The sequence below is a fragment of the Paraburkholderia sp. J11-2 genome (assembly GCF_905220185.1).
GTDB lineage: Bacteria > Pseudomonadota > Gammaproteobacteria > Burkholderiales > Burkholderiaceae > Paraburkholderia.
Genome location: NZ_CAJMYY010000025.1, coordinates 85,369 through 109,328, shown reverse-complemented (window position 1 = coordinate 109,328; position 23,960 = coordinate 85,369). Strand labels below are relative to the sequence as shown.

The window sequence follows — 23,960 nt, the reverse complement described above, 5'->3', positions numbered from 1 at the left end:
GCACTGAGCGCGCCTGGCGGCGCGCGAGCGCGTTGCGCGTCGCGCGCTGCCGTTCGCCGATGATGGCGCCCCGTTTCCATCGGCCGAAATACCCTGATTTACCCGGCTTACTCCGTCAATCGCCGCTTGCCTTGCGCGGCAATAATCGCTGTCACTGAAAAAGGGCGCGCGCGAGCCGCGCAGCCGCGACGAGCGGCGCGCGCCCACGACCGGAGCATGCGTGGCTGAGGACAGCGACCTCGATAAAACCGAATCCGCCACTCCCAAGCGCCTCGAAAAGGCGCGGGAGGAGGGGCAGGTTCCGCGTTCCCGGGAGCTATCCACGTTCGCGTTGCTCTCGGCGGGCTTCTTTGGCGCGTGGATGCTTTCGGGAACGATCGGCTCCCATCTGCAAGCCATGTTGCGCTCGGCGTTCACGTTCAACCATGCCGACGCGTTCGAAACGCGGCGCATGCTCATTGGCGCGGGGCTGTCTGCGCGCGAGGGGTTCCTCGCGGTCATCCCGGTGCTCGCGCTAACGGGCGTGGCGGCGCTCGTCGCGCCCATGGCGCTCGGCGGCTGGCTGATCTCGACGAAGCTGCTCGAACCGAAATTCGAGCGTCTGAACCCGATCACAGGCATTAGCCGCCTCTTTTCCGTCAACGGGCTGATCCAGCTTGGCATGTCGACCGTGAAGACGGCCGTGGTCGGGGTGATCGGCGGCTCTGCGCTGTGGAACCATCGCGACGAAATCCTCGGCCTCGCGATGCAGCCTGCGCCGCGCGCTTTCGTCGACGGCATGCATCTGATCGCGGTGTGCTGCGGCATGACGGTCGCGGGCATGTTCTTTGTCGCGGCAATCGATGCGCCCTACCAGGTCTGGTCGTACTACCGCCGGCTGCGTATGACCAAGGAAGAGGTCAAGCGCGAGCACCGCGAGAACGAAGGCGATCCGCACGTGAAGGGTCGCATTCGCCAGCAGCAGCGCGCCGCCGCTCGCCGCCGCATGATGACCCAGGTGCCCAAGGCCGACGTGGTCGTGACCAACCCGACGCACTTCGCCGTCGCGCTCAAGTACGCCGATGGCGAGATGCGCGCGCCAAAGGTCGTCGCGAAGGGCGTGAACCTCGTGGCCGCGCGCATCCGCGAGATCGCCACCGAGAACAACGTGCCGCTGCTCGAAGCGCCGCCGCTTGCCCGCGCGCTCTACTACAACGTCGACCTCAATCGCGAAATCCCGGGGCCGCTCTATGGCGCGGTTGCGCAGGTGCTCGCGTGGGTCTATCAGCTCAAGCGCTTTCGCGAACATGGCGGCGACGTGCCGATGGAGCCGACCGACCTCGACGTGCCGCCCGATATGGACAAGGGCGCAGTGAGCGACGCCGACGAAGCGAGCGAAGCCGACGAAGCCCTCACGCCAGATGAGCGCACGGCCGCCGAGGCCGCGAATCGCACCAACGCAAATACCGCATCGAACAACGCCGGACGCGCCGACACGAACCCGGCGCGCGACGGCACTGAAGGAGCAACAGAATGAACGCCCGCACCGGTTTTCTCGCGCGGCGCCCGGAGATGCTGCAAGGCACGAATCTGCGCGCGCTGGCGGGACCGATCCTGATCTGCATGATCCTCGGCATGATGATCCTGCCGTTGCCGCCGTTCCTGCTGGATCTGCTGTTCACCTTCAACATCGCGCTCTCGGTGATGGTGCTGCTCGTCAGCATGTACACCATGAAGCCGCTCGACTTCGCGGCCTTCCCGAGCGTGCTGCTGTTCTCCACGCTGCTGCGGCTTTCGCTGAACGTGGCCTCCACGCGTATCGTGCTGCTCGAAGGCCACACCGGCCCGGGGGCAGCTGGCCAGGTGATCGAATCGTTCGGCCACTTCCTCGTGGGCGGCAACTTCGCCGTGGGTATCGTGGTGTTCGTGATCCTCATGGTCATCAACTTCATGGTGATCACGAAGGGCGCGGGCCGTATCGCCGAAGTCTCTGCGCGCTTCACGCTCGACGCGATGCCCGGCAAGCAGATGGCGATCGACGCCGACCTGAATGCGGGTCTCATCAACGAAGATGCGGCGAGAAAGCGCCGTACCGAGATCGCCCAGGAGGCGGAGTTCTACGGGTCGATGGACGGCGCGAGCAAATTCGTGCGCGGCGACGCCATTGCCGGCCTGCTCATCATGGTCATCAACATCGCCGGCGGCCTGATCGTGGGCGTGGTGCAGCACGGCATGCCGTTCAGCTCGGCGGCCGAGACCTACACGCTGCTCACCATCGGTGACGGCCTTGTCGCGCAGATCCCGTCGCTCATCATTTCGACGGCGGCCGGTGTGATCGTTTCCCGCGTGGGCACCAACGAGGACATCGGCACGCAGCTGACCGGCCAGCTCTTTACGAATCCGCGCGTGCTTTTGATCACGGGCTCGATCATCTGCATGATGGGTCTGATTCCGGGCATGCCGCACTTTGCGTTTCTGCTGCTCGGCGGTGGCGCGATCCAGCTTGGCCGCACGATGAAGAAGAACGCCGAGGCGAAGAAGGCGAGCGCCGTGGTCGCGGATACCGCGCCCGCTGCGCTCGCGCCGGCCGAGAACACCGAGGCGACCTGGGACGACGTGGCGCTTATCGACACGCTCGGCCTCGAAGTGGGCTACCGCATCATTCCGCTCGTCGACAAGAACACCGACGGCGAGCTGCTCAAGCGCATCAAGAGCATTCGCAAGAAGTTCGCGCAGGAAATCGGCTTTTTGCCGCCTGTCATCCATATTCGCGACAACCTGGAACTGCGCCCGAACGCCTACCGCATTGCGTTGAAGGGCGTGGAAGTCGGCACGGGCGAGGCCTATCCGGGCCAGTGGCTCGCGATCAACCCGGGCCAGGTGAGCGCGGTGCTGCCGGGCACGCCGACCACGGACCCGGCGTTCGGCCTGCCCGCTGTGTGGATCGATTCGAACGTGCGCGAGCAGGCGCAGGTGTTCGGTTACACGGTGGTCGATTCGAGCACGGTGGTGGCGACGCACCTGAATCACCTCGTCGTCATGCACGCGGCCGAGTTGCTCGGCCGCCGCGAGGTCCAGGCGCTGCTCGAGCGCGTGCAGAAGGACACGCCTTCGCTCGTGGACGATCTCGTGCCGAAGGTGCTGCCGGTCACGACGCTGCAGAAGGTGCTGCAGAACCTGCTGGAAGAAGGCGTGCCGATTCGCGACATGCGCACGATCATGGAATCGCTTGCGGAGCACACGCCTCGCATTACCGACGCGCACGATCTGACAGCGGCGGTGCGCATTTCGCTTGGCCGCGCGATCACGCAACAATGGTTCCCCGGCAACGCCGACATGCAGGTCATGGGTCTCGATGCGAACCTCGAGCGCGTGCTTTCGCAAACGCTCACCTCGGGCCCGAACCCCGGCCTCGAACCGGGTCTCGCGCATACGCTGCTCACGCAGACGGAGCAGGCGATGGCGCGTCAGCAAGCGCTGGGCCTCTCGCCCGTGATGCTCGTGCAGCACGCGTTGCGCCCCATGCTCTCGCGCTTCCTGCGCCGCAGCTTGCCGCAACTGAAGGTGCTGTCGTATGCCGAAGTGCCGGATACGCGCAACGTGAAGGTGGTGAATGTGATCGGGGCGCATTGATCGCGCCGGGCGCGTTGCCCACCGGATCGAGGAAAAGCCCGCTTTGGCGGGCTTTTTCGTGAGTCGAGCCGCGTGCGGGCGTGGCGTAAAGCCAGCCTGGAGGCCTCCACACGCCACTTCTCCCTCTCGCGCACCGCTCGCGCCGATTCCGCGAATTACCCGCATTTCTCCGCCCTGATCCATCGATCATGGGGGCCCCACCTTCGAAATAATTCCAACATCGGAAAAGGCTTTGCGAGCGACGCACGGCCGGCAGCAATCCAGCGCCATTCCAGCAACAGACGACCGGCGGCGGCATCAGCCGCTTACCTCATCAGGGGCTCAGCTTGAACATTCGCAAATTCATCGGTGGCACCAGCCGCGACGCGTTACGGCTCGTACGCGAAGCGTTGGGTGCGGACGCCGTCGTTCTGTCGAACCGCACGCTCGACGACGGCAGCGTTGAAATCGTCGCGCTCGCGGACCGCGATCTCGCGGCGATCGCGCCGGCCGATGCTGCCGCGGCCCAAGCGCTGGTTGGCTTGAGCGGCCAGGGTGGTCAAGGCGGCGCGTTCGCGCAGCCCTCCGCCATGACGCAAATGCCGCGCTCACCGCGCGCTGCGCCCGGCGCACCGGCTGCGCTCGCCGCCCCGATCGGCGCGGCGAACCCCTACGCGAGCGGCATGCCGGACGTGTTCTCATCGGTGTTCGGCGCGAGCCCGGAAGTGGGCGCCGAAAACGGCGGCGCGAATGCCGACGCCGATACGCCGGATGGCGATCACGCCGCCGACACCGCTGTCTCGCTCGGCCAGGCACCGGCGGCAGCGTCCGCCACAGGTGGGTCGCTTTCGCCTTCGTCGCGCGCCGCGGCAGGCCAGCAGGCCGCGCAATCGGCGATGCCGCCGACGCTGCATGCCGCGCTCCAGGCAACGCAATCGCAGCAAACGGTGCCGCACGCGCACTCGCCGCTGCAAATGGCGCTGCAGGCCGCGACCGAGTCGCTTGCCACGTCCGCCTTTGCGCCATCGTTTGCGTCCATGACGCCGGCCGCGAACGCCAACGCCCCGGCCGCCGCCCGTGAAGCCGCGGCGCGCCTCGAGCAGGCCGCCGCCGCGAGCGCGAGCGATGCGCCGCGCACGATGGCCGAGTCGAACCCCTGGCTCATCGATCACGCTCGCCGTATCGCGAACCAGCAGAACGCTCCGCGCGTGCCGGGCATGACGCCCGCGGCCGCAGCGGCACGCGGTCTTGGCAATGTCGCCGATCCGGTGCTGCCGCCCGACGTGGACGCCAGCACGCCCGACTGGGCGCTCGAGGCCGCGCACGTCGCCGCGCGCCGCGCAGCACAGCGCCTCGGCCACGGCCCGGAAGCCGCGGGTCCCGCGCCCGGCAGCCGCAACGCGCAGGGCGCCGACGCAGCCCAGACCGTGAGCGAAGCGATCCGCGCGCGCATCGAGCAAGTCGTCAACGAAACCGTGATGAACGAACTCGCCTCCATGCGCGGCATGATGGAAGAGCAGTTCGCGGGCCTCCTGTGGGGCGAACGCCAGCGCCGCAGCCCGGTGCAAGGCGCGCTCACCAAGCAGCTGTTCGCCGCGGGCTTTTCGGCGCAGCTCGTGAAGATGATGATCGACCGCCTGCCCGAAGTCGAAACCGAAGAAGCCGGCATGGAATGGCTCCAGTCGGTGCTCGAATCGAACCTGCCGGTGCTCGAAGACGAAGAGGCGCTCATGGAGCGCGGCGGCGTGTTCGCGCTGATGGGCCCGACCGGCGTGGGCAAGACCACGACCACGGCGAAGCTCGCCGCGCGCTGCGTGATGCGCTTCGGCGCGAGCAAGGTCGCGCTCCTTACCACCGACAGCTACCGTATCGGCGGCCACGAGCAACTGCGCATCTTCGGCAAGATCCTCGGCGTTTCGGTGCACGCGGTGCGCGACGGCGCGGACCTCCAGCTCGCCCTCACCGAGCTCAAGAACAAGCACATCGTGCTGATCGACACGATCGGCATGAGCCAGCGCGACCGCGCCGTGGCCGACCAGATCGCCATGCTGTGCGGCGCCGGCCGCCCGGTGCAGCGCCTGCTGCTGCTCTCGGCGACCAACCACGGCGACACGCTCAACGAAGTCGTGCAGGCCTACCAGAGCGGCCCGGAAAACGCGCCGCTCACGGGCTGCATCCTCACCAAGCTCGACGAGGCGACCAACCTCGGCAGCGCGCTCGACACGGTGCTGCGCTACAAGCTGCCGGTGCATTACGTCTCGACGGGCCAGAAGGTTCCCGAGAACCTTTACGTGGCGACGCGCCGCTTCCTGATCCGCAGCGCGTTCTGCATACCGCGAGAGAGCTCGCCGTTCGTGCCGCACGAAGACGATATCCCGGCGCTGCTGTCGGCACTCTCGACGCGTTCGAATTCGCAGGCTCCCGAGGTCAGGTTTGGATAAGTTCGTAATCGATCAGGCTGAAGGGCTGCGGCGGCTCCTCGCGCGCGAAGGCTCGCGCGTGGTCGCGGTGACAGGCGGCGCGGGTTCGCCCGGCCGCACGACCGCCGTGGTCAATCTCGCGGCGGCGCTCACCGCGCAGGGTAAGGACGTGCTCGTGATCGACGAGTGCCTCGGACCCCGCTCGGTCTGCTCGCTGGTGGGCAATGTGCGCGGCGCGGGCAACTTCGCCGCCGTGATGCGCGGCGAGCGCACGCTCGACGAAGCCGTGGGGCGTCACGCACTCGGCTTCGGCGTGCTGGCCGCCTCGCGCGACAACCGCGCGCAGTACACGTCCGCGCAACTGCAAAAAGTCATTTCGGGCCCCGCGGACATCGTATTGATCGACGCGCAGCTCGACGCCGAAGGCGCGCTCTCGCCGCTCGCCATGCACGCGCATGACGTGCTGATCGTCATGCGCATCGGCGCGCAGTCGATCACGGATGCGTATGCGTGCATGAAGCGGCTGCACTTCGCGCATGCGATCGCACAGTTTCGTGTGCTTGCGAATCATGTCGCGAATGCGAGCGACGCGCACACCGCAATCGAGAACCTCGCTGGGGTGGCGAGCCGCTACCTGAGCGTGTCGCTCGAAAGCGCCGGATGCGTCGCCGCCGATCAGCACATGGCGCAGGCGCTCAAGCTCGCGCGCTGCATCGTCGATGCGTTTCCCTCGACGAACGCCGCGCGCGACTTCCGGCACGTGGCCGCCGAACTGCCGCACTGGCCCATGCGACCCGCGGTTTCGGCGTGCTCGCCGGCCACGGCGCGCGCCAGCGCCGCGTTCGTCCCCACGGACGAAGCACACGAAGCGGCGGGCGACGCACCCGCCGACGACCTGGACGGCGTGCCGCGAGACGGCGTCCAGCTACACGCTACGCATGCAGCAAACGCCGCACACAGCGCGCTCGCCGCGAACGCCGACTCGTTCGTAGCCAGCGTGACGGGTGTGCATCCCGCACCCAACGCAACATCCGCGTCCGCACCGGCCCATGTGGGCTGGCGGACCGATACGCCCGCGCAGCGCACGTCGCCGCAGCACGTTTGACGTGCTCACGACGACGCCAATCAGGGACATGAGAAGTGGAGAGCACGATGTATAACGCTCAAGGAAAAATTTCGCAGGCCGACGTGCTTGCGAAGTACGCGCCGCTCGTCAGACGGCTCGGCTTGCAGCTCGTAGCCAAGATGCCGGCGAGCGTGGACCTCGACGACCTGATCCAGGCCGGCATGATCGGCCTGCTCGACGCGGCCAACCGCTACAAGGAAGATCAGGGCGCGCAGTTCGAGACCTACGCGAGCCAGCGCATTCGCGGCGCGATGCTCGACGAGCTGCGCAGCAACGACTGGCTGCCGCGCAGCCTGCGCCGCACCTCGCGCGAAGTGGAAAGCGCGGTGCACCAGGTGGAGCAGCGGCTCGGGCGCTCGGCGAGCGAAACGGAGATCGCCGAGCATCTGAGCATGCCGCTCGACGAATACCAGAGCATGCTGCAGGACCTGCATGGCAGCCAGCTCATCTACTACGAAGACTTCGACCGCTCCGCCGAGGACGAACCGTTCCTCGACCGCTATTGCGTCGATCACTCGGACCCGCTTTCGGCGCTGCTCGACGACAGCCTGCGCGGCGCGCTCGTCGAAGCGATCGAGCGGCTGCCCGAGCGCGAGAAGCTGCTCATGTCGCTCTATTACGAGCGCGGCATGAACCTGCGCGAAATCGGCGCGGTGATGGAGGTGAGCGAGTCGCGCGTGTGCCAGCTGCACAGCCAGGCGGTGGCGCGCTTGCGTACGCGGCTGCGCGAGATGGCGTGGGCCGGCCAGGAGAATTGAGGCGGTAGACGCCGCGCCTTGACTGGCGTGGGCGGGGTTGCGGTGAAAGAGCCGGAGTGCGGGAGCGCTCCGGCTTTTTTGTTTGGCGGGCAGTTCGAATCGCGTGGTGCCAATTTGGCACCACGCGTGATATAGTGACTCCACTCCGTCAGTGGAGAGCGACGCGAACGTGAACCTCGGGCCGCGCATCCGCCAAACGATGCAGGCGTGTGCCAGGCCCGAAAAAAGGATGAACAATGGCTATCAACAACGGTATGGAAAACTCCAGCCGCGGGCGAATCACTGCCCGGTTGAGCGCGGAGAAACAGGAAATCCTGCAGCTTGCTGCAGACCTTTCGGGCAGCACCCTCAACCAGTTTATTGTGCAGGCCGCGCTTCGGGCCGCGGAGCAGGTTATCGAGCAGGAAGAGGTCATTCGTTCCATTCGCCTGACGATGGACGAATCGAAGCGCTTCTTCGCTTTGCTGGACGAGCCGCCGAAGCCCAATGAAGCGTTGCAGCGCGCGATGGCTCGCTTCAGGAAGAACAAGAGTGCAAACGCAGATTCGTCAGCTGAGGGAGAGCGATGACCGCAGCAGCTTCGACTGCGGCGTCGACTCGATGAGCGAATGGATTCGCCACGTAGCGAGTCAGCACCAAAAGAAGAATCTATCTCGCACTTACGTTGCAGCGGTGTCGTCCGCGCCGCGCACGATTGCGGGCTACTACGCCCTTGCGGCGACAGCGGTAGAAACGCAGGGAATGCCGGCCGCACGGCTGCCGAGGAGCGTGTCCGCAGTCCTGCTCGCCCGGCTGGCGGTAGACCGGCGGCACCAGGGCCAGCGCCTTGGCGAATATCTGCTGATGCACGCACTGGATGTTGTTCTGACAACGGCGGAGTCGGTGGGCGTGCAGTGTGTTCTCGTCGATGCGCTCGATGAGAACGCAGCGGGCTTCTATCGGAAATACGGATTCGAGCCGTTCACCGATGCGCCGCGCAGACTCTTCCTGCCGGTCGCGACGATCAAGCAGGCATGAAAATCTGAAGGCGATCCGTTGCCCCAAACAAAAAAGCCGAAGCGGCAACGCTTCGGCTTTTGTCTTTGGCGAATCCCTGGTGAGCGCCGCTTACAGCCCGAACGCCGGCAGCCGCCCATCGGGGCCGTACAGCATCGCGCCGTTGCCCGTTTCGCCGCGCAGGATCGCGAGCGCGCGGCGGTTATGTTCCATGCGCGTGCGGATCATCATGCCGATCGTGAGGTTCTTGCGGCGCGCGCGTTCGGTCGAACCCTTGAGCAACTCCCACTGGCTCGCGAGACGCGTGTCGCCGTCGCAGGCCATTTCGATGCCTTTGCGGCCGCCGGGGAGGCCGAGGCCTGCCAGCTGCGCGTCGCGCGCCTTTTCGAGGCCTGCGAGACGCTGCGTGAGCGTCGTCTTCTGCTCGACGATCTGCGGGAGCGCCTCCATGCCGTCGGCCGACACGAGCGCCTTTTCTTCATAGGCGAGCAGCGACGCGAACGCCTCAACCGTGGCGTGTTCGTCGATCAGTGTGGCCAACAGGGCATCTTTCATTGCAAGGCACCAAAAAAGCGAAGTGTGCGCGGCGCTCGTGCGTCGAACGTCAGTTAGCCGACGTCGGCTTAACGAGGTCGCGGGCGGTCTGAATCACGCCGTCGGCAATCTTGCCGGAGTCGATCTGCAGCGTGCCGTTGCGGATCGCGTCCTTGATCGACTGCACGTGTGCCGTGTCGATGTCGGCGGAGCCGCTCGCGGCGAGCGAGCGCATCGTCGACGACAGCGACGAGAGGTTCACGTTCGCGCCCGCAGCGCTCGTGCTGCTTGCCGCGCCGGAGGTGGCCGCGCTGTCGGTGCTGGCGGCGCTTACGCCGCTCGAATCGGCTTGCGAGCGCGCAAGGCCATCCTGCAGCGGGCGCGGATCATTGCGGGTGGAGGAGTCAACTTTCACGATGGGCTTTCCTGATCGATTTGACCTTGATAACGGCATAGGTCGCGCCGAACTTTAGCCGAAAATCCCACCGTTACATGCTGTTACGTGTGCTGGCGCACAAAGCCGGAAACCGCCGGATCGGGCCGCCGGTTGGGGCTGAAACCCCCTCGATCCGGCCCTTACCAGATCTTGCTGAGCCTAGATTTGCACCTGCACGGTGCCGGCGTCCTTGACCACGCCCGAGATGATCTGGCCGCCGCTCGTGCGCACGCGCACCTGCTGGCCGGGTTCGGCGTTGTTCAGCGCGCTGCCTTCGGCGGAGATCGTGAAGTTGCTGCCCACGGCGATCACCTTGACGGTTTGTCCGATCACGACCGAAGCCGCGCTGCGCAGCATGTCGGTGCGCAGCGGCAGGCCCGCGGCAATACGCGCGAGCGCGACGGCGCCCGTTGCCTGGTTGGGATCGGTGATGATGGTTTGCGGCAGGTTCGCGAGGTCGCCCGCGCGCGGCATGAAGTCCGCGGCCGAGAGGGCCTCGCCCGCGCCGATCTGGCGCGAGGCCACGTAGTAAGTCACGTCCACGGCAATGCGCGCGCTCACATAGAGCGTCCACGGCTTCGCGCCGATGCAGCGCACGCCCACGGTCGTGTGGCCATACGTGCGCGCGCCCGGCGGCATGAACGGTTCGAGCGAGGTGCAGGCCGCGAGGCCGCGCGGGAACACCGGCGCGACCGTAATGTTCACGTGGCCCGGCAGGCCCGCCGACTGCTGCTGCAGGAAGGTGAGCGCGACGGCGCGAATCGATTCGCCATCCTGCTGACCGGGCGGTACGGTCTGCACGCTCGTGGCGACGGCGCTGGTATTCGGATTGGGCAGCGCGCCGGCGCTTGCATTGGCAACCGGCTTCGCGCCGGCATCTACGACTACGGCGGCGACACGGTTAGCGGTGCCTGGCAAGCTCACGCGCTGGAGCGTGCCTGCGTTGTTCGGGTTGGCCGGCGGCACGCGCACGGGCTGAGCGCTCGCACCCGGCGAGGGAATCGTGACGATGCGCGGCGCGTTGCCTTGGGGCACGCGTTCGCCGGGACCCGGAATCGTGATCATGCCGTTCGAGTCGACGCCCGCGCGCGCGTCCTCGGGTACGCCGCGCGAATTCAGATCGGCGTAACTGGCCGCGCGCAGCGGCGCGGCGTCACTGGCGGGTGCATTGGTGGCGGCATTCGTGGCGGCATTCGTGGCGGTATTGCCGGCCGTAGCCGCCGCAGGCTTCTTCGCGTTGCTGGCGAGCAGCGCGTTCATCTGCGCGGCGTCGGCGCCCGCGCGGTCGCCGTTGCCCGCAATAAAGATCTGGCCGCCCGCGCCCTCGGGCTGCGGTGCGGTTTGCGCCGCCGTTTGCGCCGCAGTTTGCGCATGAGCGAGCGCGCCACCCAGGGCGCAGCCAAGCACGCACGTCCAGGACACGCTCCACGACAGCGCGCGCACACGCCGCTTCAGGCCCGCGTCGGGCCTGCGCAAAGAGGCAGTTTGCGGCATCGTCGTTCTCCATCGAATGCATTGACACGCCTCGCATTCTAGGCGGCCGCCCCCGCGCGCTTGCGTCGAATAGAGGGGCGCTTTACCGGCTATTCGTCCGATTGGTTCTTGCCACCCCCGCCTAATATTCCACTCCATGCGCAAAGGCCTTCGGGTCACGCGCCTAACGTTTGCGCCGGTTTCTTCGCCGATGGCGAGCCTGCCGCGCTCACGCCGAATCCTTTTTCGCTTCACGGAGAACGCCCGATGCTGGACAAACTCGATGCCGAATTCGCCTTTGGGCGCGAAGCGCTCGATGTGCGCGCCACGCGGCAGGCATTGATCTCTTCGAACATCGCGAACGCCGACACGCCGGGCTACCAGGCGCGCGACGTGGACTTCTCGGCTTCGCTTGCGGGCGCGCTGCGCCAGCAAGGCGCCGGCGGCACGGCGGGCATGGCGGCCACCTCGGGCGGCAACGTCCAGCCGCTCGCCATGGCGCAGCCCGCGGGCGTGACGAGCGGCATGCAGATGGCGTCCACGGAGTCGGGCCACATGGCCGGCGACGCGAAGCTGATCCCGACCGGCGGCCCGGCCGACACCTACAAGAGCCAGCTCATGTTCCGCACGCCGGTGCAGCCCGCGCTCGACGGCAACACGGTCGATCTCGACACCGAACGCGTGCAGTTCGCCGACAACGCGCTGCACTTCGAGTCGGGCATGACGGTGGTCTCGCAGCAGATCAAGACGATGTTGTCCGCGATCACCTCGGGCTCGAGCTGATCGGCGCGCGAGCGAAGCGGCAATGCGTACGCAACAACGAAGCCATGAACGACCAACGCGCGCGCGACGCGCACCTGATGTGAGGTCAACGAAACCATGCCATCCCTGATGAACATTTTCAGCGTTGCGGGCTCCGCCATGACGGCGGAATCGCAGCGTCTGAACGTGACGGCGTCCAATCTCGCCAACGCCGACAGCACGACCGGCCCCGACGGCCAGCCGTACAAGGCGAAGCAGGTCGTGTTCGCGGTCAACCCGCTCGGCGGCGCGCGCACGGCCTCGGGCCAGCAGGTGGGCGGCGTCAGGGTGACCGGCGTGGTGGACGACCCCACGCCCATGAAGCAGACCTACGACCCCGACAGCCCTTCCGCCAACGCGGACGGCTACGTGACGATGCCCAACGTCGATCCGGTGCAGGAGATGGTGAACATGATCTCGGCGTCGCGCTCGTACCAGGCCAACGTCGAAACGCTGAACACCGCCAAGCAGTTGATGCTCAAGACGCTCACCATCGGTACGTAAAGCGGGTACGTAAAGCGGGTACCTAAAGCGGGTACTTGAAGCGGCGAACTGAAGCACAGCACGCACGACACAGTAATACAGAGACCAGCGGGCGCGAAACGAAGCCGCGCCCGCCACCACCACACGCCAAGCACGAAGCGCAATCGAGGGAGAACGCGTTGAGTTCCAGCAACACAACCATCGGCGGCAGCACCGCCACCGTGTCGCAGCAACTGCTCGACACCATGAACGGCACGAGCTCGTCGAGTTCGGCGTCGTCGAGCGGCACGAGCGCAAACGACCTGCAGACCACCTTCCTGCAGCTGCTCGTCGCGCAGTTGCAGAACCAGGATCCGACCGATCCGATGGACAGCTCGCAGATGACCTCGCAGCTCGCCCAGATCAACACGGTGTCGGGCATCCAGCAGCTCAACACGTCGCTGTCGTCGCTTTCCACGCAGCTTTCGGCGGGCCAGAACGCGCAGGCTGCGCTGCTCATTGGCTCGACCGTGCTCGCAGCGGGCAGCAGCGCCACGGTGTCGAGCGGCACGGCGCCGCAGCTTGGCGTGACGCTGCCTTCGGCGGTGTCGGACGTGAAGCTCACGATCACGAACTCGGCAGGCCAGGTCGTCAACACGCTCGACCTCGGCGCGCAGTCGGCCGGCACCGTGCCGGTCACCTGGAACGGCAAGGACACCTCGGGCAACACGGTCGCCGACGGCACCTACACGATCAGCGCCACGGCGACGACCAACGGCCAGTCCGCCACGGCCACCGCGCTCGTCGCGAGCCAGGTGCAGGGCGTGGTCCAGCAGTCGGACGGCACGGCGAGCCTCTCGCTCGCCAACGGCAAGACGGTCCCGCTTTCGAGCGTGGGCGCCATTCTCTGAACTCGATAATCAACGCGATAAGCGCGGAGTAGACAAACATGGGCTACCAGCAAGGATTGAGCGGCCTCGCCGCGTCGTCGAACGACCTCGACGTGATTGGCAACAACATCGCCAACGCGAACACGACCGGGTTCAAGGAAAGCACGGCGCAGTTCGCCGATGTCTACGCGAACACCATCGCCACTTCGGTCGGCAACCAGATCGGTCTGGGCGCCGCGCTCTCGACGGTGCAGCAGGACTTCTCGCAGGGCACGATCAACACGACGGGCCAGGCGCTCGACGTCGCGATCAACGGCAACGGCTTCTTCCAGATGTCGAACAACGGCACGATCACGTACTCGCGTAACGGCGTGTTCCAGCTCGACAAGAACGGCTATATCACCGACGCGCAGGGCAACGACCTGATGGGCTATGCCGCCAGTTCGACCGGCGTCATCAACACGGCGCAGACCGTGCCGCTCCAGGTGCCGACGACCAATATCGCGCCGGTCGCGACACAGAACGTCACGGCGCAACTGAACCTGAACGCGCAGGCGACTGCCCCGACGGACGCGACGTTCTCCCCGACCGACTCGAACAGCTACAACTACTCGACCTCGATCACGGGCTATGACTCGCTCGGCGGCGCGCAGACGATCAACCTGTACTTCGTGCAGAGCGCCACCGGCTCGGCCGAGGTGTACGCGGTCAACAACGGCACGACGACCGATCTCGGCCAGATGAGCTTCAACGCCTCGGGCGCGCTCTCGGGCACGACCGATCCGGCAGGGGTGGCGACGGCCGCGACCGGCCAGTTCCAGCTCACCATTAACCCGACCGACGGCGCCTCGTCCCAGACCGTCAATATCAACTTCACGGGCACGACCCAGTACGGCAGCGCCTCGGGTGTGAACAATCTCGCCCAGGACGGCTACGCGAGCGGCACGCTCTCGAACTTTTCGATCGGCGCGGACGGCACGATTACCGGCAACTACTCGAACGGCCAGACCATGTCGCTCGGCCAGATCGTGCTCGCCAACTTCAACAACCCGAACGGCCTCCTGAACCTGGGCGGCAACCAGTTCCAGGTGACGGCCGCCTCGGGCGTGGCGCAGGTCTCGACGCCGGGCAGCACGAACCACGGCACGCTCACGGGCGGCGCGCTCGAAGGGTCGAACGTCGACCTGACGAACCAGCTCGTCGACCTGATCACGGCACAGCGCAACTACCAGGCGAACGCGCAGACCATCAAGACGCAGCAGACCGTCGACCAGACGCTGCTGCAGATGTAACGCGCCTAACCACGTACCGGGCACATCATGGACCGACTGATCTATACCGCGATGACGGGCGCGAGCCAGGCGCTCGAGCAGCAGGCCGTCGTCGCGAACAACCTCGCGAACGTCTCGACCACGGGCTTTCGCGCGCAGCTCGCCAACTTTCGCGCCGTGCCGATGTCGTTCGGCGACGGCTCGACGGTGAACGACCAGACCACGCGCACCTTCGTGCTCTCGGCGACGCCCGGCTCGGACATGACGCCCGGTGCGATCTCGCACACCGGCAACCCGCTCGACATCGCCATCCAGGGCCAGGGCTTCATGGCCGTGCAAACCGCCGACGGTAACGAGGCCTACACGCGTGCGGGCAACCTGCACGTCGACGAGAACGGCCAGCTCGTCACCGCCGCCAACCAGCAGGTGATCGGCGGCGGCGGCCCGATCGCGGTGCCGCCGGGCTCGGCGATCACGATCGGCAAGGACGGCACGGTTTCGGCCATCGCGCCGGGCAGCCCCGCCAACGCGATCGCGATGATCGACCAGATCAAGTTCGTCAACCCGCCGGCCGGTGCGCTCACGCGCGGCGACGACGGCCTGTTCCACACGGCGGACGGCAACCCCGCCGACGCGGACCAGACCGTCCAGGTCGCGACCGAGTCGGTCGAGGGCAGCAACGTGAACCCGGTGGCGGCGATGGTCTCGATGATCACCAACGCGCGCCAGTTCCAGATGCAGACCAAGCTGCTCCAGAACGCCGACCAGAACGAGCAGAGCGCGAACCAGCTGCTCAACTTCAGCTAAGCCATTTCAAGTTAAATGAAGGCCGCCTCGCGCCGCACGACGCGCGCGAGGCCGGACCGGGAGAAAGACACCGTGAACCGATCGCTTTACATCGCCGCCACCGGCATGCAGGCCCAGCAGTCGCAGATGGACGTGATCTCGAACAACCTCGCGAACGTGAGCACCAATGGTTTCAAGGGCTCGCGCGCGGTGTTCGAGGACCTCATGTACCAGACGCTGCGCCAGCCGGGTGCGAACTCCACCCAGCAAACCGAACTGCCTTCGGGCAGCCAGGTGGGCACGGGCGTGCAGCAGGTGGCGACCGAGCGTCTCTACACGCAGGGCAACCTGCAGCAGACCGGCAACTCGAAGGACGTGGCGGTCAACGGCGCGGGCTTTTTCCAGGTGCAGATGCCCGACGGCACGACGGCCTATACGCGCGACGGCTCGTTCCAGACCAACTCGCAAGGCCAGCTCGTGACGGCGAGCGGCTACCAGGTGATCCCGGCGATCACGGTGCCAGCCAACGCCACCTCGCTCACCATCGGCAGCGACGGCGTGGTGACGGTCACGACGCCGGGCACGGCCAACAACACGACCATCGGCACGCTTCAGCTCGCCATGTTCATCAACCCGGCCGGTCTCCAGTCGAACGGGCAGAACCTGATGTCGGAAACGGCGTCGTCGGGCGCGCCCACGGTTTCCACGCCGGGCCAGAACGGTTCGGGCACGCTCAACCAGGGCTACGTGGAATCGTCGAACGTGAACGTGGTGCAAGAGCTCGTGAACATGATCGAGACGCAGCGCGCCTACGAAATCAACAGCAAGGCGGTCACCACTTCTGACCAGATGCTGCAAACCCTCAGCCAGATGCAGGTCTGAGGCTGAGTCCCTGGTCAATCAAGTCGGTGAAGAATATGTCGCAGTCCGTTCGAAACCATCCTCGCATCCGCGCACGGCGGCCGGGCCATGCCCGAGCGCTCGTGGCGGGTGTGGCGCTCGCGATGCTGGCGGGCTGCGCCTACATTCCCAACCGGCAACCCATCGTGCAGCAGCCGATGACGGCCGTGCCGCCCCCGCCGCCCACGAACAATTCGCCGGGCGCCATCTACAATCCGGGCTACGCGGGTCGGCCGCTTTTCGAGGACCAGCGTCCGCGCAATACCGGCGACATCCTCACGATCGTCATTTCCGAAAACATCAACGCGACCAAGTCATCGGGCGCGAACACCAAGCGCGGCACCAGCACGAGCGTAGCGGGCACCGCGAACTTCCTGCCGGGCTTCTTCAACCGCGCGAACCTGAATACGACGGGCGCGAACCAGTTCGACGCCACGGGCGGCGCGAACGCCTCGAACACGTTCACGGGCGTCATCACCGTGACCGTCACGAACGTGCTGCCCAACGGCAATCTCGTCGTGTCCGGCGAGAAGCAGATGCTCATCAACCAGGGCAATGAATACGTGCGCTTTTCCGGCGTCGTCAATCCGAACACCGTTGCCGGAGACAACTCCGTGCTCTCGACCGACGTCGCCGACGCGAAGATCGAATACTCCGCGAAAGGCGTGATCGACGAAGCCGAGACGATGGGCTGGCTGCAACGCTTCTTCCTGAACATCGCGCCATGGTAAAGATCCGCTTCCATCGTTCGCGCCGCTCGCGCATGAAGGACGTGCTCGCCGCCCTGGGCGTGGCGTTCGGTTTCGTCGTTGCGTGCGGCGCGCTCGTCGCCTATGCGACGCCCGCGCGCGCCGAGCGCGTGAAAGACCTCGCGACCTTCCAGGGCGTGCGCGACAACCCGCTCATCGGCTACGGCCTCGTGGTGGGTCTCGACGGCACCGGCGACCAGACGACCCAGGCGCCGTTCACCACGCAAACGCTCGCGAACATGCTCGCGAACCTCGGCATCTCGATCAACAACACGTCGAGCTCGTCGGGTTCCTCCTCGACGCTCAACAACATGCAGCTGAAGAACGTCGCCGCGGTGATGGTGACGGCCGTGCTGCCGCCGTTCGCGCGGCCGGGCGAGCAAATCGACATCACGGTGTCGTCGCTCGCCAATGCGAAGAGCATTCGCGGCGGCACGCTGCTGCTCACGCCGCTCAAAGGCGCGGACGGCCAGGTCTATGCGCTCGCGCAGGGCAACGTGGCCGTGGGCGGCGCGGGCGCCTCGGCCAACGGCAGCAAGGTGCAGGTGAACCAGCTCGCGGCGGGCCGCATCTCGGGCGGCGCGATCATCGAGCGCTCGGTGATCTCGCCGGTCTCGCAGCAGGGCGGCCTCCTCACGCTGACCGTCAACGACATGGATTACGACACGACGCAGCGCATCGTCTCGGCCGTCAACAACATGTTCGGCCCGGGCACGGCCTCGCCGCTCGACGGCCGCACGATCCAGGTGCACGGCCCGGCCGATCCGGCCTCGCAGGTGGGTTTCATCGCGCAGATCCAGGACCTCAACGTGAACCCGGCCACGCCGGCTGCGAAGGTGATCCTGAACGCGCGCACCGGCTCGATCGTCATGAACCAGATGGTCACGCTCGAGAGCTGCGCGGTCGCGCACGGCAATCTCTCGGTCGTCGTGAACACGCAAACGGCGGTGAGCCAGCCCGGCGCGTTCTCCAATGGCCAGACGGTGGCGACACGCCAGTCGCAGATCCAGTTGAAGCAGGACAACGGATCGCTCAAGCTCGTCACGGCGGGCGCAAATCTCGCCGAAGTCGTGAAGGCGCTCAACGCGCTCGGCGCGACGCCGGCGGACCTGATGTCGATCCTGCAGGCGATGAAGGCAGCAGGCGCACTGCGCGCCGACCTCGAGATCATCTAAGGGGTGTAACTTGGATAATACGAACAACATCGGCGGCGGCAGCCTCGACCTCACCAACCGCTTTGCACTCGACGTGCAGGGCTTCGACTCGATGCGCGCCGCGGCGAACGCTTCGCCCCAGCAGGGCGCGAAGATGGCCGCGAAGCAGTTCGACGCGGTCTTCACGCAGATGATGCTCAAGAGCATGCGCGACGCGACGCCCGACGACAGCCCGCTCGAATCGAACGACAGCAAGCAGTTCACCTCGATGCTCGACCAGCAGCTCGCGCAGCAGATGTCGAACAAGGGCATTGGCGTGGCGAATGCGATGCTCAAGCAACTCATGCGCAGCATGGGCGGCGCGGCCGGCGCCGATGGTGCAGGCGGGGCGGGCGGGGCGGGCGGCGCGGGCGGCATGGCGGGCGCGATCTCCGGGCTTTCGGGCAAGGACGCGAACGAGGGCAACCTCGCGATGCTCAATGCGCTCGGCCGCGCCTACGGCAACGCGGCGGCCAACGGCGCGCTCGCCAACGGTTCGGGCTACAGCGGCAACAGTGCGCTCACGCCGCCCGTCAAGGGCAACGGCGACGCCTCGGTGGACGCGTTCGTCGACAAGCTCGCCAACGCCGCGCAGCAGGCCAGCTCGACCACGGGCATCCCTGCGCGCTTCATTCTCGGCCAGGCCGCGCTCGAATCGGGCTGGGGCAAGCGCGAGATCAAGAACGCCGACGGCTCGACGAGCCACAACGTCTTCGGCATCAAGGCGAGCAAGGACTGGACCGGCAAGACCGTCTCGACGGTCACGACCGAGTACGTGAACGGCCAGCCGCATCGCGTGGTGGAGAAGTTCCGCGCCTACGACTCGTACGAAGACGCGATGACCGACTACGCGTCGCTGCTCAAGAGCAATCCGCGCTACGCGTCGGTGATCAACGGCTCGAAGAGCGCTGAGGGCTTCGCGCACGGCATGCAGCGCGCGGGTTACGCCACCGACCCGCACTACGCGAAAAAGCTGCTGACCATCATGCAGCGGATGGCCTGACGGCCGACTCGACGGCGGGCAACGCCGCTGGCGTCGCGGTTCGCGTCAGTTGGGCTGTCGCAAACGTTGCCTCGGCGCAGTTGCCGGAAGAAGCTGCACACGCGTGTTTCATGCAGGGATAAAGCCCACTTTTTTTAGGCCGAATCCCTAAATTTTTCGTAATGCCTGCCGCTAATGCAGGCGAGATGGAAAAGCAATCGGGCAGTCAGACCGCCCGAACGGCGCGCGCGGAAAGGGTCCGCAGGCGCGCTGGCACGTTCACGAATTTCCGGCAGGCCCATGAATACCGTTCAGTCGAATCCACAGGAAGCAGGCGGGGACGCGGAAGGCGCTCACGATTTTGGGCGCCGCAACCCGCTCGAGATCGGCGTCCAGCTACGCAATCTCGTCAATCGCGGCGACTTCCTGACGCTCCAGTATCGCGGCGGACAGCTCGTCACGCGCATTCTGGCCGTCAACGGACGCGAGCGCACTTTCGTGTTCGACTGGGGCGCGCTGCCCGAGCAGAACACGGGCGTGCTCGCCGCGCCCGAGTCCCACTTCCACGCTTCGCCCGACGGCGTGCGCGTGGAGTTCAAGACGGCCACGCCGCGGCGCACCGAGTTCGAAGGGCGCCCCGCGTTCGAAGCCGACTTCCCCGAAGTGCTGTTCTACGTGCAGCGGCGCGAGTATTTCCGCGTCGACACGCCCGTGCTCGAGCCGTGCATCTGCCGCGGCGAACTGCCGAGCGGCGGCCCGCGCTTCGCCTACGAGGTGCATGACCTCTCGCTTGGCGGCCTCGGGCTGCGCACGACCGACGCGCGTGTGGCGGATCTCTCCATGGGCCTCGTGCTGCCCGACGTCGAGCTCGACTTGCGCGCGCACGGCAAGCTGCGCGTGGATCTCGGGCTCGTCGTGCTGCGCTTCATCGACCTGCCCAACGGCGATCGCCGCTATCACATGGGCTTTCGCTTCGACGCGCTGCCCGGCTCCGCCGAGAACACGCTGCAGCGCTATATCACGCAGCTCGAGATGAAGCGCCGCGCGCTCGCTCGCGCCTGATCCGTACCGCCTCACCCGCACGATCCGCATCATCTGGCCGGCGCAATGCAGATTGCGCCGGTTCGCTGCGCCACGGGACAGGCGCGCATGTGCACACGCACGCGCGCTAACGTTTTCGGGCTCATCAGGCGCTCAATTTTTGAAGGGCGCTGCCGTTATACCGTGAGTACATCACGCGGTTTGCCAGGGGGGCGGGCCGTTTTCGAGGATCACGCATGTCCAACATTTTCTCGATCGGTCTGAGCGGCCTGCAGGCAGCGCAGATTGGCATCTCGACCACCGGCGAGAACATCAGCAACTCGACGACCGCGGGCTACACCGTCGAGACGCCGGTGTACCAGGAATCGGCGGGTCAGTACACGTCGAGCGGCTATATCGGCAGCGGCGTCACGACCGCGACCGTGCAGCGCGCCTACAGCCAGTACCTCACGACGGCGCTCAACAACGCGCAGTCGACCAGCAGCGCGTACTCGGCGTCGTACACCCTCGCCACGCAGCTTTCGAATCTCGTGGGCAGCCCGACCTCGGGTATCGCGACCGCGATCACGAACTTCTTCACGGGCCTGCAGAACGTTTCGAATTCGCCTTCGGACACCGCGGCGCGCCAGACCGTGCTTTCCGACGCGCAAACGCTCGCTACCCAGATCAACGCCGCGAGCTCGCAGTACGACTCCATGCGCCAGAGCGTGAACACGCAGCTCACGAGCGCCGTATCGCAAATCAACACCTACACGCAGCAGATCGCGAACCTCAACGCGCAGATCACGTCCGCGAGCGCAGGCGGCCAGCAGCCGAACCAGCTGCTCGATCAGCGCGATCAAGCCGTCGCGAATCTTTCGCAGCTGGTCGGCGTGCAGGTCGTTCAGAGCAACGGCAGCTACAGCGTGTTCCTTGGCAACGGCCAGCCGCTCGTGGTGAGCAGCAATAGCTACAACCTCACGACGCAGCCTTCGAGCACGAATCCGCAGGAACTCACGGTGGCGTGGCAGGGCCTGAACGGCGCGAGCGCCGCCTCGCAAGGCACGCCGCAGGTGCTCACCTCGGCCGCGCTGCAAGGCGGCACCGTGGGCGGCCTGGTATCGTTCGTCTCGACCACACTCGATCCGGCGGAGTCGCAGCTCGGCGCGATCGTCACGAGCTTCGCCGCGCAGGTGAACTCGCAGAACGCACTCGGCCTCACGCTCTCGGGCGGCGCGGGCGGCAATCTGTTCACGGTGGGCAACCCGCTCGTCACGGCCAGCTCGACGAACCCCGACACGCAGACCACGGTCAGCGCGACGCTCACGAACAGCACGTCGCCGCTCACCGACAACTACCAGCTGAGCTACGACGGCACGAACTGGAACCTCACCGACACGGCGACGAACACGCTGGTCGATAGCCAGCCGAACGGCACGGCGCCGATCACGATCGGCGGCTTCTCGATCACGCCTTCGGGCACGGTGAGCGCAGGCGACTCGTTCATGATCCAGCCGACGGCCGGCGCGCTCGCGAGTTTCTCCGTCGCCACCAGCGACCCCGCGTCGATCGCGGCGGCGACGCCGGTGGTCGTTTCGGCGGCCACGACGAATGCCGGCACGGCCAACGTCACGCAAGGCGCGGTGGGCACGGGCTATTCGACGACGAATCTGCCAGTCACGCTCTCGTACGATTCGACCACGGGCACGCTGACGGGCCTGCCAGACGGCACGACCGTGTCGATTACGGCAGGCGGCACGACGAGTTCCGTGACGATCGACAGCACCGCGACGCCGCCCGTGACCGGCGTGCCGTACGACCCGACCACGGGCGCGACGTACACCATCACGAATCTGACCGATTCGACCGGCGCCAACGGCACCGCGACCAACATCAGCTTCACGATGACGGGCACGCCCTCGAACAGCGATTCGTTCACGGTGGCGGGTAACGCGAGCGGCACGCAGGACGGCCGCAACGCGCTCGCGATCGCGAACCTCACGTCGAGCACGGCGTTCAGCGGATCGACCACGCTGACCACGGCGTACGCGAACTACGTCAACACGATCGGCAACGCCGCTAGCCAGCTGCAGGCGTCGAACACGTCGCAGCAGTCGCTCGTGACGCAGCTCACGTCGCAGCAGCAGTCGGTGCAGGGCGTGAACCTCGACGAGGAAGCCGCAAACCTGCTGCAGTACCAACAGCTCTATCAGGCCAACAGCAAGGTGATCCAGACGGCGGCGTCGCTGTTCCAGACCCTGATCGGCATTTTCCAGTGAGGCGCTAATCCATGCGTATCGCGACTTCCCAGATTTTCGCCTCCAGCGTGTCGACGATGGAGAACCAGCAGTCCCAGCTCCTCCAGGTGCAGCAGCAGATTTCGACTGGCGTGGCCATTTCGAACCCGGCCGACAATCCGCTCGGCGCGGCGCAGGCCGTGACGCTTTCCGCCACGAGCGCGACGCTCACGCAGTACTCGGCGAACCAGACGACGGCGCTGACCGCGCTGCAGCTCGAGGACACGACGCTCACGAGCGTGACGAACACGATGCAGAGCATCCATTCGCTCATCATCGAGGCCCAGAACGGCTCGCTCACCGACCAGGCGCGCCAGGCGATCGCCCAGCAGATGCAGGGCGACCGCGACCAGCTGCTCACGCTCGCCAACACCACGGACGGCGCGGGCAACTACATCTTCTCCGGCTTCCAGAGCACCTCGCAGGTGTTCTCGAACAAGTCGGGCGGCGGCGTGACCTACAACGGCGACGCGGGCCAGCGTGTGATGCAGGTGGCCGGCACGCGCAACATCGCCGTGGGCGACACGGGCACGACGGTGTTCCAGAGCGTGCAAGCCGTGGGTTCGGCCAATATTGCCTCGGGCAGTTCGTCGAACACGGGTACGGGCGTGATCAGCGGCGTGACGGTGACGGATCCGACGCAGGCGACCAACAACGACAACTACTCCATCGCGTTCGCCACCGATCCGACGACCGGCGCGCTCACCTACACGGTGACCGACAACAGCGCGAGCCCGGCGACGACGACGGCGGCGGCCAACTACACGGAAGGCAGCGCCGTTTCGCTCGGCTCGGGCATGAGCGTGACGTTCTCGGGTACGCCCGCCGCGGGCGACTCGTTCTCGGTCACGCCCGCCACGTCGTCGCAGAACACGGACGTGTTCGCGAGCATCGACAGCATCATCGCCGCGCTGAACACGCCCACGAGCGGCTCCCAGGCTGCGGTCGCGAACCTCAACAACGCGCTGAACACCGGCCTCTCGCAGATCGGCAACTCGCTCTCGAACGTGATCACGGTGCAGGCTTCGGTGGGCGGCCGCGAGCAGGAAGTGAAGGCACTGCAAACGGTCACCTCGACCAACTCGCTGCAGATCACCTCGAACCTCTCCGACCTCACGAGCACCGACACGGTGGCCGCGATCAGCCAGTTCGAGCAGCTCTCGAACGCGCTCACGGCTTCGCAGAAGAGCTTTGCCGCCACGCAGAATCTCTCGCTGTTCCAGTACATCAATCCTTGAACGCGCGGCATTGAGCGGTCGAAAAAAAAGCGGACTT

At 66.3% G+C, this 23,960-nt stretch carries 21 protein-coding genes and 1 pseudogene; 19 read left to right on the top strand and 3 right to left on the bottom strand.

Going from position 1 to position 23,960, the window contains the following annotated elements:
* Positions 1-220 precede the first annotated feature (220 nt).
* From flhB to U5A57_RS30195, 7 genes and pseudogenes are all read left to right on the top strand, one after another.
* Positions 221-1,516, top strand: coding sequence for a flagellar biosynthesis protein FlhB (flhB, locus tag U5A57_RS30225; protein ID WP_321915351.1), 1,296 nt, complete (start codon positions 221-223; stop codon positions 1,514-1,516).
* The gene (flhA, locus tag U5A57_RS30220) at positions 1,513-3,612 is read left to right on the top strand and encodes a flagellar biosynthesis protein FlhA (protein ID WP_321915350.1); all 2,100 of its coding nucleotides are present in this window, start codon (positions 1,513-1,515) and stop codon (positions 3,610-3,612) included. The genes flhB and flhA overlap by 4 nt, the downstream gene beginning before the upstream one ends.
* A 326-nt stretch (positions 3,613-3,938) precedes the next feature.
* Positions 3,939-6,032, top strand: coding sequence for a flagellar biosynthesis protein FlhF (gene flhF / locus U5A57_RS30215; RefSeq protein WP_321915349.1), 2,094 nt, complete (start codon positions 3,939-3,941; stop codon positions 6,030-6,032).
* Positions 6,025-6,807: pseudogene (locus U5A57_RS30210) on the top strand (MinD/ParA family protein); the annotation flags it as partial. The gene flhF and the pseudogene U5A57_RS30210, both read left to right, overlap by 8 nt.
* Before the next feature lie 356 nt (positions 6,808-7,163).
* A complete protein-coding gene (locus U5A57_RS30205; protein WP_158759173.1) occupies positions 7,164-7,895 on the top strand; it encodes an RNA polymerase sigma factor FliA in 732 nt (243 codons plus the stop codon).
* Between the two features lie 236 nt (positions 7,896-8,131).
* Complete coding sequence (locus U5A57_RS30200; protein ID WP_158758885.1) at positions 8,132-8,464, top strand: DUF1778 domain-containing protein; 333 nt, start codon at positions 8,132-8,134, stop codon at positions 8,462-8,464.
* A complete protein-coding gene (locus U5A57_RS30195; RefSeq protein WP_321915348.1) occupies positions 8,427-8,912 on the top strand; it encodes a GNAT family N-acetyltransferase in 486 nt (161 codons plus the stop codon). Before U5A57_RS30200 ends, U5A57_RS30195 begins: the two co-directional genes overlap by 38 nt.
* Before the next feature lie 90 nt (positions 8,913-9,002).
* On the opposite strand, the gene U5A57_RS30190 is transcribed toward U5A57_RS30195, so the two are convergent.
* From U5A57_RS30190 to flgA, 3 genes are all read right to left on the bottom strand, one after another.
* A complete protein-coding gene (locus U5A57_RS30190) occupies positions 9,003-9,446 on the bottom strand; it encodes a flagellar protein FlgN (RefSeq protein WP_321915347.1) in 444 nt (147 codons plus the stop codon).
* A 49-nt stretch (positions 9,447-9,495) separates the two neighbouring features.
* Complete coding sequence (flgM, locus tag U5A57_RS30185; protein WP_321915346.1) at positions 9,496-9,840, bottom strand: flagellar biosynthesis anti-sigma factor FlgM; 345 nt, start codon at positions 9,838-9,840, stop codon at positions 9,496-9,498.
* A gap of 180 nt (positions 9,841-10,020) precedes the next feature.
* The gene (flgA, locus tag U5A57_RS30180) at positions 10,021-11,355 is read right to left on the bottom strand and encodes a flagellar basal body P-ring formation chaperone FlgA (protein WP_321915345.1); all 1,335 of its coding nucleotides are present in this window, start codon (positions 11,353-11,355) and stop codon (positions 10,021-10,023) included.
* 246 nt (positions 11,356-11,601) lie between these two features.
* Between flgA and U5A57_RS30175 the strand changes: the two genes are divergently transcribed.
* The 12 genes from U5A57_RS30175 to flgL all read left to right on the top strand — a co-directional run bounded on the left by U5A57_RS30175 (position 11,602) and on the right by flgL (position 23,923).
* A complete protein-coding gene (locus U5A57_RS30175; protein ID WP_321915344.1) occupies positions 11,602-12,117 on the top strand; it encodes a flagellar basal body protein in 516 nt (171 codons plus the stop codon).
* A 96-nt stretch (positions 12,118-12,213) separates the two neighbouring features.
* On the top strand, positions 12,214-12,639 hold the full coding sequence (gene flgC / locus U5A57_RS30170; RefSeq protein WP_321915343.1) for a flagellar basal body rod protein FlgC: 426 nt from the start codon (positions 12,214-12,216) through the stop codon (positions 12,637-12,639).
* 224 nt (positions 12,640-12,863) lie between these two features.
* Positions 12,864-13,508: a flagellar hook assembly protein FlgD gene (locus tag U5A57_RS30165; RefSeq protein WP_321915383.1), complete on the top strand. Its 645-nt coding sequence runs from the start codon at positions 12,864-12,866 to the stop codon at positions 13,506-13,508.
* Positions 13,509-13,546: 38 nt separating this feature from the next.
* Positions 13,547-14,779: a flagellar hook protein FlgE gene (gene flgE, locus U5A57_RS30160; protein ID WP_321915342.1), complete on the top strand. Its 1,233-nt coding sequence runs from the start codon at positions 13,547-13,549 to the stop codon at positions 14,777-14,779.
* 27 nt (positions 14,780-14,806) lie between these two features.
* Positions 14,807-15,565: a flagellar basal-body rod protein FlgF gene (gene flgF, locus U5A57_RS30155; protein ID WP_321915341.1), complete on the top strand. Its 759-nt coding sequence runs from the start codon at positions 14,807-14,809 to the stop codon at positions 15,563-15,565.
* A gap of 72 nt (positions 15,566-15,637) precedes the next feature.
* On the top strand, positions 15,638-16,426 hold the full coding sequence (gene flgG, locus U5A57_RS30150) for a flagellar basal-body rod protein FlgG (protein WP_321915340.1): 789 nt from the start codon (positions 15,638-15,640) through the stop codon (positions 16,424-16,426).
* Between the two features lie 35 nt (positions 16,427-16,461).
* Complete coding sequence (locus tag U5A57_RS30145; RefSeq protein WP_321915339.1) at positions 16,462-17,175, top strand: flagellar basal body L-ring protein FlgH; 714 nt, start codon at positions 16,462-16,464, stop codon at positions 17,173-17,175.
* Positions 17,176-17,207: 32 nt separating this feature from the next.
* Positions 17,208-18,368, top strand: a complete 1,161-nt coding sequence (locus tag U5A57_RS30140; RefSeq protein ID WP_321915382.1) for a flagellar basal body P-ring protein FlgI — start codon at positions 17,208-17,210, stop codon at positions 18,366-18,368.
* 10 nt (positions 18,369-18,378) lie between these two features.
* Positions 18,379-19,389, top strand: coding sequence for a flagellar assembly peptidoglycan hydrolase FlgJ (gene flgJ, locus U5A57_RS30135; RefSeq protein WP_321915338.1), 1,011 nt, complete (start codon positions 18,379-18,381; stop codon positions 19,387-19,389).
* A gap of 279 nt (positions 19,390-19,668) precedes the next feature.
* Positions 19,669-20,430 (top strand): flagellar brake protein, encoded by a 762-nt coding sequence (locus U5A57_RS30130; protein WP_321915337.1) that lies wholly within the window; start codon positions 19,669-19,671, stop codon positions 20,428-20,430.
* A gap of 215 nt (positions 20,431-20,645) precedes the next feature.
* On the top strand, positions 20,646-22,667 hold the full coding sequence (gene flgK / locus U5A57_RS30125; RefSeq protein WP_321915336.1) for a flagellar hook-associated protein FlgK: 2,022 nt from the start codon (positions 20,646-20,648) through the stop codon (positions 22,665-22,667).
* A gap of 11 nt (positions 22,668-22,678) precedes the next feature.
* The gene (gene flgL, locus U5A57_RS30120; protein ID WP_321915335.1) at positions 22,679-23,923 is read left to right on the top strand and encodes a flagellar hook-associated protein FlgL; all 1,245 of its coding nucleotides are present in this window, start codon (positions 22,679-22,681) and stop codon (positions 23,921-23,923) included.
* Positions 23,924-23,960 lie beyond the last annotated feature (37 nt).

What these genes read in the sequence shown, in the direction of transcription:
- flhA (WP_321915350.1), top strand. Translation starts at nt 1,513, where the DNA reads ATGAACGCCCGCACCGGTTTTCTCGCGCGGCGCCCGGAGATGCTGCAA.
- U5A57_RS30205 (WP_158759173.1), top strand. Translation starts at nt 7,164, where the DNA reads ATGTATAACGCTCAAGGAAAAATTTCGCAGGCCGACGTGCTTGCGAAG.
- U5A57_RS30200 (WP_158758885.1), top strand. Translation starts at nt 8,132, where the DNA reads ATGGCTATCAACAACGGTATGGAAAACTCCAGCCGCGGGCGAATCACT.
- U5A57_RS30190 (WP_321915347.1), bottom strand. Translation starts at nt 9,446, where the DNA reads ATGAAAGATGCCCTGTTGGCCACACTGATCGACGAACACGCCACGGTT.
- flgA (WP_321915345.1), bottom strand. Translation starts at nt 11,355, where the DNA reads ATGCCGCAAACTGCCTCTTTGCGCAGGCCCGACGCGGGCCTGAAGCGG.
- U5A57_RS30175 (WP_321915344.1), top strand. Translation starts at nt 11,602, where the DNA reads ATGCTGGACAAACTCGATGCCGAATTCGCCTTTGGGCGCGAAGCGCTC.
- flgC (WP_321915343.1), top strand. Translation starts at nt 12,214, where the DNA reads ATGCCATCCCTGATGAACATTTTCAGCGTTGCGGGCTCCGCCATGACG.
- U5A57_RS30165 (WP_321915383.1), top strand. Translation starts at nt 12,864, where the DNA reads ATGAACGGCACGAGCTCGTCGAGTTCGGCGTCGTCGAGCGGCACGAGC.
- flgE (WP_321915342.1), top strand. Translation starts at nt 13,547, where the DNA reads ATGGGCTACCAGCAAGGATTGAGCGGCCTCGCCGCGTCGTCGAACGAC.
- flgF (WP_321915341.1), top strand. Translation starts at nt 14,807, where the DNA reads ATGGACCGACTGATCTATACCGCGATGACGGGCGCGAGCCAGGCGCTC.
- U5A57_RS30145 (WP_321915339.1), top strand. Translation starts at nt 16,462, where the DNA reads ATGTCGCAGTCCGTTCGAAACCATCCTCGCATCCGCGCACGGCGGCCG.
- U5A57_RS30140 (WP_321915382.1), top strand. Translation starts at nt 17,208, where the DNA reads ATGAAGGACGTGCTCGCCGCCCTGGGCGTGGCGTTCGGTTTCGTCGTT.
- U5A57_RS30130 (WP_321915337.1), top strand. Translation starts at nt 19,669, where the DNA reads ATGAATACCGTTCAGTCGAATCCACAGGAAGCAGGCGGGGACGCGGAA.
- flgK (WP_321915336.1), top strand. Translation starts at nt 20,646, where the DNA reads ATGTCCAACATTTTCTCGATCGGTCTGAGCGGCCTGCAGGCAGCGCAG.
- flgL (WP_321915335.1), top strand. Translation starts at nt 22,679, where the DNA reads ATGCGTATCGCGACTTCCCAGATTTTCGCCTCCAGCGTGTCGACGATG.